Source organism: Pseudomonas hydrolytica, assembly GCF_021495345.1.
GTDB classification, from domain to species: domain Bacteria; phylum Pseudomonadota; class Gammaproteobacteria; order Pseudomonadales; family Pseudomonadaceae; genus Aquipseudomonas; species Aquipseudomonas hydrolytica.
In genome coordinates, this window is sequence record NZ_CP099397.1 from 1,548,474 (window position 1) to 1,563,180 (window position 14,707).

General features: G+C 66.2%; 12 protein-coding genes. 4 read left to right on the forward strand and 8 right to left on the reverse strand.

The annotated features are described in order from the left end of the window. Window positions 1-4: 4 nt before the first annotated feature. From L1F06_RS07060 to L1F06_RS07075, 4 genes are all read right to left on the reverse strand, one after another. A complete protein-coding gene (locus L1F06_RS07060) occupies window positions 5-550 on the reverse strand; it encodes a chalcone isomerase family protein (RefSeq protein WP_012019226.1) in 546 nt (181 codons plus the stop codon). Window positions 551-686: 136 nt separating this feature from the next. After that, window positions 687-2,465 carry an acyl-CoA dehydrogenase C-terminal domain-containing protein gene (locus L1F06_RS07065; RefSeq protein ID WP_012019225.1) on the reverse strand — a complete coding sequence of 593 codons (1,779 nt, stop codon included), beginning with the start codon at window positions 2,463-2,465 and terminating at the stop codon, window positions 687-689. Window positions 2,466-2,685: 220 nt separating this feature from the next. Next, window positions 2,686-2,826 carry a hypothetical protein gene (locus L1F06_RS07070; protein ID WP_157045659.1) on the reverse strand — a complete coding sequence of 47 codons (141 nt, stop codon included), beginning with the start codon at window positions 2,824-2,826 and terminating at the stop codon, window positions 2,686-2,688. Further along, window positions 2,817-3,680, reverse strand: coding sequence for an MBL fold metallo-hydrolase (locus L1F06_RS07075; protein WP_129483850.1), 864 nt, complete (start codon window positions 3,678-3,680; stop codon window positions 2,817-2,819). Before L1F06_RS07075 ends, L1F06_RS07070 begins: the two co-directional genes overlap by 10 nt. 101 nt (window positions 3,681-3,781) lie before the next feature. Between L1F06_RS07075 and L1F06_RS07080 the strand changes: the two genes are divergently transcribed. The 3 genes from L1F06_RS07080 (at window position 3,782) to L1F06_RS07090 (ending at window position 6,984) form a co-directional block, all read left to right on the forward strand. Further along, window positions 3,782-4,711, forward strand: a complete 930-nt coding sequence (locus L1F06_RS07080; RefSeq protein ID WP_096827006.1) for a LysR family transcriptional regulator — start codon at window positions 3,782-3,784, stop codon at window positions 4,709-4,711. Between the two features lie 36 nt (window positions 4,712-4,747). Beyond that, window positions 4,748-6,109, forward strand: a complete 1,362-nt coding sequence (locus L1F06_RS07085) for a putative bifunctional diguanylate cyclase/phosphodiesterase (RefSeq protein ID WP_129483851.1) — start codon at window positions 4,748-4,750, stop codon at window positions 6,107-6,109. A 221-nt stretch (window positions 6,110-6,330) separates the two neighbouring features. After that, window positions 6,331-6,984, forward strand: coding sequence for a TIGR04211 family SH3 domain-containing protein (locus tag L1F06_RS07090; RefSeq protein ID WP_003244120.1), 654 nt, complete (start codon window positions 6,331-6,333; stop codon window positions 6,982-6,984). A 3-nt stretch (window positions 6,985-6,987) separates the two neighbouring features. Here L1F06_RS07090 and ubiM read toward each other — a convergent pair whose 3' ends face one another. From ubiM to ccoG, 3 genes are all read right to left on the reverse strand, one after another. Continuing rightward, complete coding sequence (gene ubiM / locus L1F06_RS07095) at window positions 6,988-8,160, reverse strand: 5-demethoxyubiquinol-8 5-hydroxylase UbiM (protein ID WP_129483852.1); 1,173 nt, start codon at window positions 8,158-8,160, stop codon at window positions 6,988-6,990. Window positions 8,161-8,381: 221 nt separating this feature from the next. Continuing rightward, window positions 8,382-9,794 (reverse strand): GntR family transcriptional regulator MpaR, encoded by a 1,413-nt coding sequence (gene mapR / locus L1F06_RS07100; RefSeq protein ID WP_129483853.1) that lies wholly within the window; start codon window positions 9,792-9,794, stop codon window positions 8,382-8,384. A 283-nt stretch (window positions 9,795-10,077) separates the two neighbouring features. Beyond that, entirely contained in the window at window positions 10,078-11,490 is a 1,413-nt protein-coding gene (ccoG, locus tag L1F06_RS07105; protein ID WP_129483854.1) for a cytochrome c oxidase accessory protein CcoG, read from the reverse strand. Window positions 11,491-12,011: 521 nt separating this feature from the next. On the opposite strand from ccoG, the gene L1F06_RS07110 reads away from it, so the two are divergent. Next, window positions 12,012-13,619 (forward strand): malate:quinone oxidoreductase, encoded by a 1,608-nt coding sequence (locus tag L1F06_RS07110; protein ID WP_129483855.1) that lies wholly within the window; start codon window positions 12,012-12,014, stop codon window positions 13,617-13,619. Between the two features lie 182 nt (window positions 13,620-13,801). Here L1F06_RS07110 and L1F06_RS07115 read toward each other — a convergent pair whose 3' ends face one another. Beyond that, window positions 13,802-14,515 carry a S1 family peptidase gene (locus L1F06_RS07115; RefSeq protein ID WP_012019216.1) on the reverse strand — a complete coding sequence of 238 codons (714 nt, stop codon included), beginning with the start codon at window positions 14,513-14,515 and terminating at the stop codon, window positions 13,802-13,804. Between the last annotated feature and the right edge of the window lie 192 nt (window positions 14,516-14,707).

Here is a 14,707-nt window from a genome sequence, read left to right on the forward strand (position 1 = left end):
TACCTCAACGGTTGAGGCCGAGCAGCGCCGCGCGCAGTTTCGGGCTGCGGGTCTGCGGATCGAGCCAGATGGAGAAGAAGGCGCGGGCGAACTCGGGGTCGTCGACCACGTGCTGCAGCTGACCGTCGACATAGAAGCGGCAGCCCTCGCCAGGCAGATAGACGCCGGTGATGCGGGTGCCGTCCTGTACGTCGACGAAGGCCTGACGCATCTGCCGCGCCCACTCGGCCTCGCGCCCCGCCTGCAGGGCCTGGGCGTCGATGCGGCGGATCTCGTCGAGGCTGGTGTCCACCAGCGTGTCGCGGCTGATGTTGCGCCGATAGGTCAGCTCCAGGGCGAAGGGTTGGTCGAAATCCACCTTGGCGGAGGGGCTCCACAGCTTGGCGTTGTAGACCGAGAAGCCGAACCAGCTGAAGTCGCCGCTGCCGATCAGGCTTGCCTGCGGCAGCCGTTCGCGCCAGCCACTCTGGGTGCTGGCATGTACCGAAGTGGTAGCCAGCGCCAGCGACAGCAGCAGGGCCGAAAGCAGGTGCAGCGAGCGCTCTGCCATGATCTGTCCCTCCGCGGTGGCTGGTTTCGGCCGCAGCCAGCCGGTACGTGTCTGGGCCCGGCGGCCGCGGGCACTGAAGAAAAAATCCGACAACCAAAAAGGGGAGAAGGGGGTTGCCGGATTGCGCAGCTTGTCGTCAGGCGGCGAACTCCTCGTCGGAGAAGGCCATCAGGGTTTGCTTGCCGGCCTGGATCTCGCCGAGCAGGGCTCCGGCCTCGGGCAGGATGCGGGCCATGAAGAAGTCGGCGGACTTGAGCTTGGCGGTGTAGAAATGCGTTTCCGGGCTGCCGGCATCGAGCTGCCGGCGTGCCACCTGGGCCATCTGCGCCCACAGCCAGGCCAGGCTGGTGAGGCCGAACAGGCGCAGGTAGGGCGTTGCCGCTGCGGCCGCCTGTTCCGGGTCCTTGCTGCCTTCGCTGGCCAGCCACAGGGAGGCCTGCTGCAGCTGTCGCAACGTCTGGGTGACGGCGGCGGCATGCGGGGCCTCGGCGTTGCTCTTGAGCCAGCTGTCGATCAGGGCGAAGAAGGCACGCACCGCGCGCCCGCCGCCCAGGGCCAGCTTGCGGCCCACCAGGTCCAGCGCCTGGATGCCGTTGGTGCCCTCGTAGATGCGTGTGATGCGGCTGTCGCGCACCAGCTGCTCGATGCCCCAGTCTTCGGTGAAGCCGGAGCCGCCGAGCACCTGCAGGCCTTCGTTGGCGCAGGTGAAGCCTTCATCGGTGAGGAAAGCCTTGACCACCGGGGTAAGCAGCTGCACCAGGTCGTCGGCGCGGGTGCGCGCTTCGGCATCCTCGGCGCCGTGGGCGATGTCCTGCTGCAGGCCGGCGAAATAGGCCAGCGCGCGGCAGCCCTCGATCATCACCTTCTGACGCAGCAGCATGCGCCGCACGTCCGGATGCACCAGGATCGGGTCGGCCGGCTTGTCGGCCGCTTTCGGACCGGCGATCGAACGGCTCTGCAGGCGCTCGCGGGCAAAGCCCAGGGCGATCTGGTAGGCGCTCTCGGCCACGCCCAGTCCCTGCATGCCGACCATCAGGCGCGCCGAGTTCATCATGGTGAACATGCAGCTCAGGCCCTTGTTCGGTTCGCCGATCAGCCAGCCCTTGGCCCCTTCGAAGTTCATCACGCAGGTGGCCGAGCCCTTGATGCCCATCTTGTGTTCCAGGCCACCGCAGAAGGCGCTGTTGCGCGTGCCGTCCGCCAGGAACTTGGGCACCAGAAACAGCGAGATGCCCTTCACGCTGTCCGGCGCATCCGGCAGCTTGGCCAGCACCAGATGAATGATGTTGTCGACCAGATCGTGCTCGCCGCCGGTGATCCAGATCTTCGTGCCGGTGAGGGCGAAACTGCCGTCGGCTTGCGGCACGGCGCGGGTGCGGATCAAGCCGAGGTCGGTGCCGCACTGCGGTTCGGTCAGGCACATGGTGCCGGTCCATTCGCCGCTGATCAGCTGCGGCAGGTACTGCGCCTGCTGCTCGGGCGTGCCATGGCTGGTCAGCGCGTTGATCGCGCCGTGGGTCAGGCCGGGGTACATGCCCAGCGACAGGTTGGCCGAGCAGGTCATCTCCTCGACCAGCATGTTCAGCACGTGCGGCAGGCCCTGGCCGCCGAACTCCGGGGTACAGGCCAGAGCCGTCCAGCCGCCCTCGGCGAACTGCCGGTAGGCCGCCTTGAAACCGTCCGGGGTACGCACCGCATAGGTGTTCGGGTCGTACTGACAACCTTGCTTGTCGCCGGGCCCATTGAGCGGGGCCAGAACATTTTCGGCCAGCTTGGCGGCTTCCTCGAGAATCGCACCGCCCAGATCGGCGCTGAACTCGCCGTGCTCGGGCAGGGTCTGCAGAACATTGTAGGCATCGAGCAGTTCTTCGAAGACGAAGCGCATATCACGTAGCGGGGCACGGTAAGACGGCATGTCGATTTACCTAAAGCTGTACATGGGTTGTTTATGTACAGTTTTTGTATAGCTGATTTGCCCGCTTTGCAAGCCCTTTTACGCACGTTCGTGCAATGAATACTGCGTCGCGTCCATGGTTATGCAGGCTGTACAGCTTTTACCGGCGCCCCAAACGACAACGCCCGCCAGTCTCCGCGATCTGCCGGGCGTTGTCGTTTGGGCGGAGGCTGGCTGGTGCTCACCAGGGCAGCGGCTGGCCCTGGTAGTCGAGAAATGCGCAGCTGGGTTGCCCGAGCTGAAGGGCGATGAGGTCGCGCACCAGGCCGAGGCCCAGCCCGCGCGAAGCACCGCAAAGCAGCAGCCGGCGTTTCACGGCCACTGCATTTCTCCCTTGAGCACCTTGGCGCTCAGTTCCAGGCTGCTGTCATCTTGCAGTTGGGGGTAGCGCGCCTTCATCGCCGCGATCAGCGCCTGGCTGTCCGGGGCCTTGGGCAGCTCATGTTGCAGAGCCAGCAGGTAGTCGCGGGTGAAGCGCAGGTCGGCCAGGTTCATCGCCGGCTCGCCGAGGTAGTGACCCGGCACCAGGGTGGTCGGTTGCAGGGCTTCGAGCTCGTCCAGGGACTTCAGCCAGCTCTGGCGGGCCTCAACGCTTTGTGCGTCGGCGACCCACAGGTGGATGTTGGCGCTGGTCAGCACGCCGCCGACCACTGCCTTGAGGCTGGGAATCCACAGGCTGGTGTGCTGCGGATCATGGCCGACCACTTCGATGCGCTGGCCTTCCAGTTCCAGCAGGTTGCCGTGCAGCACCTCGGGCACCAGGGTGCGCGCCGGCGCGCTGTCTTTCAGGATCGGGCCCCAGTAGGCCAGCTTGGGCGCACGGGTTTTCTCGATGTAGGCGACGGTGGCCGCGGTGGCCAGCACTCGGGCCTCCGGGTAGGCGCGGGTCAGGGCGTCCAGACCGAAATAGAAGTCCGGGTCGCCATGGCTGATGAAGATGGTGGTCAGGCGCTTGCCACTGGCGCGGATGCGCTCGATCAGCGCCTGCGCCTCGTTGCTGGAGAACTGCGCATCGACCAGGATGGCCTCCTTCTCGCCGCTGATCAGGGTCGAGCTGACCGGGAACACGGCGGCTTCGCGCGGGTTGTAGGTGTCCAGGGTCAGCGGCTGGGCGAGCGCGCCGACGGCGCTGGCGAGCAGGCCCAGGCTGGAGATGAAACGGGTGGCAAGAGACATGAAGCGTTCCTGGCAAATGGGGAAGGGCGCATCTTATGAGCTACAGGCCGAGCGAAAAGCCCGGTAAACTGGCCGTCTTTGTTGCATGGATCGAGCGAATAATGGATCGACTGACGGCGGCGCAGGTGTTTGTTGAAGTGGTGCAGCGGGGCAGCCAGACGGCCGCCGCCGAGGCGCTGGAGATGTCGCGGGCAATGGTTTCGCGCTATCTGGCCGAGCTGGAGCACTGGGCGGGCGTGCGCCTGCTGCACCGCAGCACGCGCAAGCTGAGCCTGACCGCCGCCGGTGAACAGATGCTGCCGCAGTGTCGCGAGATGCTGGCGCTGGCCGAGAACATGCAGGCCCTCGGCCAGGGGCTGGACGACGCGCCGCGCGGCACCCTGCGCATCACCTGCAGCCAGTCCTTCGCCCAGGCCTGGCTGGTGCATGCGCTGCAGGAATTCACCGAGCGCTACCCGCAGGTGAGCATCGATCTGCTGGTGGGCAGCGAGGCGGTCAACCTGGTGGAGGCGCGTATCGACCTGGCCCTGCGTATCACCAACCAGCTCGACCCCAACCTGATCGCGCGGCGCCTGGGCGTGTGCCGCTCGGTGGTCTGCGCCAGTCCGGCCTACCTGGCGCGGCATGGTACGCCGCAGCATCCGCAGGAGCTCGCCCGGCACAACTGCCTGAGCTACGCCTACTTCGGCCGCAGCCTGTGGGAGTTCGAGCGCCAGGGCGAGGCGAGCGCGGTATCGGTAGCCGGCAGCCTCAGCGCCAACGAGTCGATGGTGCTGCTGGAGGCGGCGCTGGCCGGTGCCGGCATCAGCCTGCAGCCGCTGTATTCGGTGGCCGGGTTGCTGCGCGAAGGGCGCCTGGTGCAGCTGCTGGCGGATTACCGGCCGGCGGAGCTGGGCATCCACGCCCTGTACGGCACGCGTCGGCAGATGCTGCCGGCCATGCGCCTGTTGCTGGATTTCATCGCCGAGCGCCTGGCCGGCGAGGCGCAATGGCAAATTGATTGCGCGGGCGGCTTGCATTCGGCCAGCTAGCTTCAAGAATGAGAGTGTTCGCTCGGGAATTCTTCCATGCCGGCACTCTCCACTTTCGCCAAGCGCGTGCGCCAACTCTGGCACGGGGCAGATCTGGCCCTGGTAGGCCAGCGCCGGGAACGGCGCATGCGCATGCTGGCCAGCCTGGTCATGGTGGTGATCGGGCTGCTCTGGGGGCTGTTCTTCTCGCTCAATGGCTACTGGGCCATCGTGGTGATGGACGGGGTGATCATCCTCAGTGGGCTGGCCGTCTTCGCGCTGACCCTGCGCGGTCGGGGGCGCAGTGCCAACCTGATCCTGTTCGGTGCTCTGATCCTCGTGGTGGTCGCCTCCGCGCTTCTGCTCGACCCGCCCACGCTTGCGGCGCCACGGGCCAGCCACCTGTATCTGCTGCCGATGGCGGTGGGCGCGCTGATGGCCTTCCGCGACGATCCACTATGGCTGCGTTACGGCGTTGCGCTGTTCTGCCTGCTGCTGTTCGTCGGGCTGGCGGCATCCGTCTGGCGCCCCACCGATGCCCATGCCCTGCCGGACGAGGTGCGCGTGGTGGGCTCGTGGGTGCAGGGCGGCGTCTCCATGGTGCTGTTCTTCGTGCTGCTGCACATCCTGCAGACCGATACGGCCGAACGCTCGGAACTGGACAGCGACCTGCGCGCGGCGCTGCGCGAGCGGCAGTTCGTGCTCTATTACCAGCCGCAGCTCAACGCGGCCAACCGGGTGATCGGGGCCGAGCTGCTGATTCGCTGGCAGCACCCGCAGCGCGGCCTGGTGGGGCCTGGCGAATTCATCGACCACGCCGAGAATACCGGGTTGATCATTCCCCTCGGCCAGTGGGTGCTTGAGCAGACGGCAGCGCAGCTGCGGCACTGGAGCGACGAGCCGCTGTTTCGCGACATCGGCCTGGCGGTGAACATCAGCCAGAAGCAGTTTCGCCAGCCCGGTTTCGTGGCCGAGATCCTCGCGTTGATCGAGCGCCACGGCATCGCTGCCCAGCGTCTCGAGCTGGAGCTGACCGAGACCCTGATCGTGCACGACATGGAAGACCTCACCCGCAAGATGAACGCGCTGGTGGAGCACGGCGTGCGTTTCTCGCTGGACGACTTCGGTACCGGGTTTTCCTCCCTCAGCCACCTCAAGCGGCTGCCGCTGAGCAAGCTGAAGATCGACCGCTCCTTCATCTGCGACGTGCTCACCGATGCCAACAGCGAAACCATCGTGCGCACCGTGATCGCCCTTGGCCAGAGCATGGGCATGACGGTGATCGCCGAAGGGGTGGAAACCGAGGCGCAGCGGCGCTTTTTGGCCGACAACGGCTGCAGTCAGTTCCAGGGCTACCTGCTCGGTCGACCGATGCCGCTGGCGGATTTCTGCACCTTCGTGCAGCGCCATAACGCCTGAGAGGGCTCCGTCCATCCGCCGCACCCGCCGTGACTGAACTCGAAGCGCCCCTGCAGGGTCTGTCTGCTGTCGGCCCGCTTGGGGGGAATGGATGGCTATTTGCCGTTAGCGTGACGTCTTCGTCGCGAATTCTGCTCTGATCCTGTTGCAGCTCCCTTGCCTGCGGCCGCCATCGTTATCCCGTTCCCGGGTTCGTCTGACTGCCACGTGAAGATCGCCCCATGTTTTTATCCCGTCTCGCTCCATTTTCCTCCCGCACCCTGGGTGCCTGCATGCTGCTCGGCAGCCTGCTCGGCGCCGCCTCGCTGCATGCCGAAGAGTCCGCCAGCAACCAGCGCTGGGTCAGCGACAGCCTCAACACCTATGTGCGCAGTGGGCCTACCGATGGCTACCGTATCGTCGGCACCCTGACCTCCGGGCAGAAAGTCGAACTGCTGCGCACCCAGGGCGATTACAGCCAGGTGCGCAGCGAAGGCGGCAACGCCGTATGGATCCCCAGCCGCGACCTGCAGTCGGTGCCAGGCCAGGCCGAGCGTCTGCCGCAGCTGGAACAGCAGGTCGCCGACCTGACCGCTCAACTCAAGGGTATCGACGACACCTGGAAGACCCGCGTGCAGGGCATGCAGGAAACCCTGGACTCGCGCAAGCAACTGATCGACGAACTGCAGGCCGCACGCGGCGCCCTGGATGCCGAACTGACCACCACCCGTTCGCAACTGCGCGATGCCCAGGCGCAGTTGGGTGAAGAGCAGCAGCAGGTGCTGATGCGCTACATGGCCTACGGCGGCAGCATCGCCGGCGCCGGGCTGTTGCTGGGCCTGATCTTGCCGACCATGCTGCGGGTGCGGCGCAAGCGTAACGATCAGTGGGTGTGAACCTCAGCCGCGCGCCGTCAGGTGCTGGGCGATGCCTCGCTTGAGCGGCAGCAGGCCCTGCGCCACCCGCAGCCCGGCGCCGCGCAGCAGGCGCATGGGCAGGCGGTCGTTGGTGTACAGCTCCACCAGCAGGTTGGTGGCCTGATACAGCGGCCAGGTGGCCAGGCGCTGCTGGCGCTCGTAGCGCGCCAACGGCTCGGCCGCGCCGATGTCCTGACCCTCGCGCCATGCCGTCAGCAGCTGTTCACTCAGGCGTTGCACGCTGCCCAGGCCGAAGTTGAAACCATGGGCGGTGACCGGGTGCATGCCCACGGCGGCATCGCCGATCAGCGCGCAGCGGGTGCCGACCATGCGCCGCGCATAGGCGCCCACCAGCGGGTAGGCGTGGCGGCTGCTGACCAGTTGCATGGCGCCCAGGCGCCGCTCGAAACGCTGTTCCATCTCGCGGGCGAAGCGGGCGTCGTCGAGTTGCTGCAGGCGTTCGATCTCGCGTGGCGGCAGGGTCAGCACCACCGATGACTGCCGGCCATTGAGCGGCAGCAGGGCCAACGTCTGGCCATAGCCGAACCATTCCCACGCCACCTGCTGGTGGTCCTGCTCGTGCTGCATGCGGCACACCAGCATGCTCTTGCCGAAATCCTTGAGCTGCGCGCCGATGCCGAGCTGGCGGCGGGTTTCCGAGAAGCGGCTGTCGGCCGCGACCAGCAGGCGCGGTTGCAGCACCTGGCCGTCCTGCAGCACCAGCTGCAGCGCATTCGCCTGCGGGTGAATGGCGCGTACGCCGGTTTCACAGAGCAGTTGCACATCGGCGCATTCGCGCACCGCCTGATAGGCCGCGCGGCGAATGGCCTGGTTGGCCACCAGATGACCCAGGCGCTCGGCGCCGGCCTGCTCGGCACGAATCTTCAGGGCGAACAGCGAGGGGCCGTTGAACACCTGGGCATCGCGCAGCACGGCGATGTCATCAGTCGGCAGGCGCGCCCAGAGACCCAGGCGTTCGAGCAGCGCCTGCGAGCCGTGGGTGAGGGCGATCTCGCGACCGTCGAAGGCAGGTTCGGCCAGTGCCTGCTCGGCCTGGCGTTCCAGCACGACGATGGACAGGCCGTGCCCGGACAGGGCGCGGGCCAGGCACAGGCCGGCCGGGCCGGCGCCGACGATGACGATATCGGGTGACATGCTGCTCTCCTGGCGAACTCGGAAAGAGGCGAGTCTAGGTCGGCAGACAGCACTGGATATTGTCCGGGATCATGTCGGGAGTGGGGGGCTTGTTTTCGGTGCGCACGGCGCACCCTACGGGCTAGGCATAGCCGTGGACGAGCGTAGGGTGCGCCGCACCAGCGATGTAGCCCGGATGCCATCCGGGGAATCCCTCCAGCGGCGCCCGGATTTCATCCGGGCTACAACAGCCCTGCAACCAGGCGCCCGAGCACTTCCATGGCCTGTTCGCTGCGCGGGCTCCACGGATGGCCGTAGTTCAGCCGCGCGCAATGGCGAAAGCCCTGGCTGGCGGAGAAGATCGGCCCCGGCGCCAGGCTGATGCCCTGTGCCAGCGCCAGGCGCAGCAATTGCAGCGAGTCCAGGCGTTCGGGAAATTCGAACCAGAGAAAATAGCCGCCCGCCGGCCGCGTCACCCGCGTGCTGGCGGGAAAATGCCGGGCGGCCGAGGCGAGCATGGCGCTTTGCTGCATTTCCAGGGCATGGCGCAGCTTGCGCAGATGACGGTCGTAGCCGCCGTGCTGCAGGTAGTCGGCCAGTGCCGCCTGGGCCGGCACCGACGGCGAGATGGTGGTCATCAGCTTGAGCCGGGCGATCTGCTCGGCATAGCGCCCGCCGGCCACCCAGCCGATGCGATAGCCCGGCGCCAGGCTCTTGGAGAAGGAGCTGCAGTGCATCACCAGCCCTTCGCGGTCGAAACTCTTCACCGGTTTGGGCGGGTGGCTGCCGAAGTACAGCTCGGCGTACACGTCATCCTCGATCAACGGCACCTGATGTTCGACCAGCAGGTCGTACAGCGCCTGTTTCTTGGTTTCGCTCATGCTCGCGCCGAGCGGGTTCTGCAGGCTGCTCATAAACCAGCAGGCCTTGATCGGCAGTTGCTTCAGGCTCTCCGACAGAGCGCCCAGGTCGATGCCTTCGCGCGGGTGTACGGGGATTTCCACCGCCTTGAGCTGCAGCCGCTCCAGCACCTGCAGGCAGGCGTAGAAGGTGGGCGACTCGATGGCCACCAGATCGCCCGGCTGGGTCACGCACTGCAGGCAAAGGTTGAGCGCCTCCATGGCGCCGTTGCTGATCACCAGCTCTTCCATCGGCAGCATCACGCCGCTGACCATGTAGCGCAGGGCGATCTGCCGGCGCAGGTCGGCGTTGCCGGCGGTCATGTCGGCGATGATCTCGTGCGGCGAGAGCATGCGCAGCGCGTGCGCCATGCTCTTGGCCAGGCGCGGCAGGGGGAACAGGTCGGGGCTGGGGAAGGCCGAGCCGAAAGGTACGGTGTGCGGATCCTTGAGCGAGGCGAGGACAGAGAACACCAGCTCGCTGACGCCGACCTCGGTGGTCTGCGCCGCATGGGCGGTCAGCTCCGGCTCGTGCAGCGGGCGCTTGGCGTGCTCGCGGACGAAGTAGCCCGAGCGTGCGCGCGCCTGGATCAGGCCGCGGTCTTCCAGCAGGTAGTAGGCCTGGAACACGGTGGATGGGCTGACCCCGTAGGTGCGGCTGGCGTGGCGCACCGAGGGCACCTTCTCGCCGGGGCCGAGCACGCCGGTACGGATCAGCGCGGCGATCTCGTCGGCGAATTTTTCGTAGCGTTTCATCCTGTCCTGGTTCACCGCCGCAAAGGGTACGGGCGAACACTTTACGGGGTGAGCGGCAGACATGGCAGTGCCTCGTGAAGGGGGACGGATCTCGAATCGCCCCGGATTGCATCCGGACTGCGACGCTTGCTCCCCTCTCCCATTTATGGAGAGGGGCCGGGGGAGAGGGTTAGATACACCTCCGTGGTGTAACCGTTACCCCTCTCCCAGCCCTCTCCCCGGAGGGGAGAGGGGATTGATCGCGTCCACCTTTCGTTAAGTGAACAGCACGGTTTACCGCGCCTCAACGCAGCGGCGCCAGGAAGGTGCTCTGGGTACTGACGTGGCTCTGCGAATCGGCCTGGTCACGCACCTCGAAGCGGATGGCTTGCGGCCCAGCACCATTGTTCTTGGCCGTCAGTGCAACGCTTATCGGCAGGTCGCGAATCTCGCCCGGCGCCAGGTTCAGCGTGCGTGGGCCGTGCAGTTCGAAGTCGCCGGCATCGACCAGCGCGATGGCGTAGCTGCGCGCTTGCTGGGTCTTGTTGATGATCTTCAGACTGTAGATGTTCTCGATCTGGCCTTGAGCGTTCTCGCGGAACAGGCCGCGGTCGCGGGTCACGTCCAGGGAGATCAGCGGGCGTTCGGCCAGCGCCCAGACGAAGGCGCCGATCATCAGCGCCAGCATCGCCGCGTAGCCGATCAGGCGTGGGCGCAACCAGTGGGTCTTGCCGCCGGCCAGCTCGTTCTCGGAGCTGTAGCGCACCAGGCCACGGTCATAGCCGAGCTTGTCCATCACGCTGTCGCAGGCGTCGATGCAGGCGCCGCAGCCGATGCATTCCAGTTGCAGGCCATCGCGAATGTCGATGCCGGTGGGGCAGACCTGTACGCACAGGGTGCAGTCGATGCAGTCGCCCAGGCCTTCGGCCTTGTAGTCGGCGTCCTTGCGGCGCGGGCCACGGTTTTCGCCGCGGGCGGCGTCGTAGGAGATGACCAGCGTATCGCTGTCGAACATCACGCTCTGAAAGCGCGAGTAGGGGCACATGTCGCGGCACACCTTCTCGCGCAGCCAACCGGCGTTGATGTAGGTGGCGGCAGTGAAGAACAGCACCCAGAACGCCGTGGTGGCGCCGACTTCGAAGGTGGCCAGGTCCACCGTCAACTGGCGCACCGGGGTGAAGTAGCCGACGAAGGCCAGCGCCGTGACCAGGCTCACCGCCAGCCACAGGCCGTGCTTGGCGCTGCGCCGGGCCAGTTTCTGCAGCGACCAGGGCGCGGCATCGAGTTTGATGCGCTGGCCGCGGTCGCCTTCGGTGAGCTGCTCGACACGCATGAAGACCCAGGTCCACACGCTCTGCGGGCAGGCATAGCCGCACCACACCCGGCCGGCCAGCACGGTGATGAAGAACAGGCCGAAGGCGGCGATGATCAGGATGGCCGAGAGCAGGATGAAATCCTGCGGCCAGAAGGTGGCGCCGAAGATGTGGAACTGACGGTTCTGCAGATCCCAGAGCACCGCCTGGCGGCCGTTCCAGTCGATCCAGGCGGTACCGAAGAACAACAGGAACAGCAGGCCGGCGCCGAGCAGACGCAGGTTGCGAAAGCGCCCGGTGAAACTGCGCGTGTGGATCGGGCCGCCAGCCTGGGCCGGCGTCAGGCGAATGGGTTTGGCAGGGTCGATGGTCTCGACGGCGCGCACGGGGATCAGCTCGGTCATGTCGTTGCCCTCATCAGGCGTTAATCAGGCTGGCGCCATGATCCGGGGGCCACTGTTTGCAAAACAGACTCAGGTTTTCGATAAAAAAGCGGATCAGATACGACCGGTCGGCAGTCGTTCGGCGCCGCTGCCGGCGTGTGGCTCCGGTAACGCAGCAGCCGTGATCGGCGATTTGCGAGGCCGCCAGCCCTCCTGTCGTGGCCCCTTCCGTCGTAGCCGGATTCGGGCGGAATCCCGCCATCGGAACGCCCCCTGGCGCCGCGCTTTGGCGACATCTCGCCACGGAGGTCTCAGGGCGGTGCCGCTATGGCCTCGCCGATAGCGCTGAATCCTTTCAGCGGCACGCATATTGCTCTTGCCCGCGGCGCGATCGGAACACGCCCGCCAAGAGGCCTGGAAACACCCTTCCTTCCGCCGCGCCGCAGATCTGCGGCTATCGCCCATGTGCGGCCCAAAACGGCCGCTACCCGAAACCTTGCCTGCACGGCTGTTGCCGTCGTGCGACAACACTGGAATGTCCCATGAAGAAAATCCTGCTGACGCTGCTTTGTTTCAGCGTGATCGGTTGCTCCAACCCCCGCGAGCCCGAGAAAACCGTCGACGTGCTGCTGATCGGCGCTGGCGTGATGAGCGCCACCCTCGGCACCTACCTCAACGAGCTGCAGCCGGACTGGAGCATCGAAATCTACGAGCGCCTCGACCGCGTCGCCGGCGAGAGCTCCAATGGCTGGAACAATGCCGGCACCGGCCACTCGGCGTTCTGCGAGCTGAACTACACCCCGGAAACCGCCGACGGTGGCATCGACATCAGCAAGGCCATCGCCATCAACGAGTCGTTCGAGATCTCCAAGCAGTTCTGGGCCACCCAGGTCGAGCGCGAGGTGCTGAGCAAGCCCAGGAGCTTCATCAACATCACCCCGCACATGAGCTTCGTCTGGGGCGACGACAACGTCGAATACCTGCGCAAGCGCCACGCTGCGCTGCAGCACAGCAACCTGTTCCGCGGCATGGAGTTCACCGAGGATCACGCGCAGATCGCCCGGTGGGTGCCGCTGATCATGCAGGGCCGCGACCCGCAGCAGAAGGTCGCCGCCACGCGCATGGCCATCGGCACCGACGTCAACTTCGGCGAGATCACCCGCCAGCTGATCGATTCGCTGATCGGCAAGGACCAGGCGCGTCTGCACCTGGAACACGAAGTTCGCGACCTCAAGCGCAACGATGACGGCACCTGGCGCGTGACCGTGGCCGACCTGGCCAAGGGCGGCGAAGAGCGCAGCATCGATGCGCGCTTCGTCTTCATCGGCGCCGGTGGTGGCGCGCTCAAGCTGCTGCAGAAGTCCGGCATCGAAGAGGCCAAGGGTTATGCCGGTTTCCCGGTCGGCGGCCAGTTCCTCATGACCCGCAACCAGGACGTGGTTGCCCAGCACCTGGCCAAGGTCTACGGCAAGGCCTCGGTGGGTTCGCCGCCCATGTCCGTGCCGCACCTGGACACCCGCGTGATCGACGGCGAAAACGTGCTGCTGTTCGGCCCGTTCGCCACCTTCTCCACCAAGTACCTGAAGAACGGCTCGCTGCTCGACATGTTCAGCAGCATGACCACCGACAACTTCCTGCCGATGGTCAACGCCGGCATGGACAACTGGTCGCTGAGCACCTACCTGATGGGCCAGCTGATGCTCAGCCAGGACGAGCGCATGGCTTCGCTGCGCGAGTACTTCCCCGAGGCGCAGGACGCCGACTGGGAGCTGATCAATGCCGGCCAGCGCGTGCAGATCATCAAGAAGGATGCCGAGAAGGGCGGCGTGCTGCAGTTCGGCACCGAGGTGGTGACCTCTGCCGACGGCAGCATCAGCGCGCTGCTGGGCGCCTCGCCGGGTGCCTCCACCGCCGCGCCGATCATGCTGCACCTGATCGAAAAGGCCTTCGCCGACAAGGTCGCCACTCCTGAGTGGCAAGAACGTCTGAAGGGCATCATTCCGTCCTACGGGCAGAAGCTCAACGACGACCTGGAACTGACCAACCGCATTCGTCAGTGGAGCAGCGAGCGTCTCGAACTGCTGCACGTCGAAGTGGCGCCGGACGTGGAAATTGCCGCCGAGCCCGAGCCGGCTGCCGTGACCCTGTAAGGCGTAAACCGCTGCAAAGAAACCCGCCCTGCGCGATGCGCTCGGCGGGTTTTTTCTTGGACCCGGATTACACCGGCTACTGGCTATCGCCCGCAAGCGGGCTCCTAGGGGGCGTGGTTTGTTCTATAGGAGCCGGCTTGCCGGCGAGCCTGGCAATCATCCCAGGCGATGACGCCGGGCGATCATTCCGTCAGCGTCGTCAGGATATCGGCATACCAGGTGCAGTTCAGGCCCAGGGCTTCGTCCTGTTCCTCGTCGCGCTCGCCGAGCAGGCGGGTGGAATGGATGCCGAGCAGGTGCCAGGGCAGCTCGCCGTCGACGCTGGCGCGCTTGACCACCGGCGCCCCGCTGATGCCGCGGTGAGTGCGGCCATCGGTGAGAAAGTAGCCCAGCCCCTGGAAACGCAGGCCGAAGGACGAGGCCAGCCCGGCGTGGCGCGCCACCGGCATGCGGTGCAGGCTGTCCTGAAAGCCAAGGGGAAAGCCCACCACCAGCAGGGTCGAGCCGATCTCCACATGCTCGTCGGCCTGCAACAGGTGCTGTGCCGTGAAGGCCTGGTAGAGGCTGCCTGGCGGTAGCGCCGAACGGTCCAGTTCGATCACCGCCACGTCGATCTCGCCGGCACCGTCGATGCCCTGGCGCCACAGGTGCCGGTCACCGTGATAGAGGGGGATGGTGAAATCCGCCGTGCTGGCCAGATTGTCCGCGTCGGTGTGCAGTTCGATCTGCAGGGCGTCGGGGTGGTGGCCGCTCGGTTCGTCGAGCACCACATGACGGCTGGTCACCAGAAACAGTTGCTGATCTCGGCTGAAGAAGAAGCCGCTGGCGTTGGTCAGTATCTGCCCGGCCGCCAGGGTGGTGACACGTACCGCGCTGAGCATCAGGGAGTCGATCATGGCCAGAGCCTCCTGCCAGTGTGTGGCTTATCGACTGACTGCCAAAACCGTGACAGGTTCGTCTGGTTGCTCCGAGCCTGCGCCATGGTGGATGTAAAAGCGACATCCACCCCAGGAGCTGACGTGACACGTAGAGTGCGCCGTGCGCACCGGGGCCACGGTGATTCGGAGGCGCACACGGCCTGGCTGGCC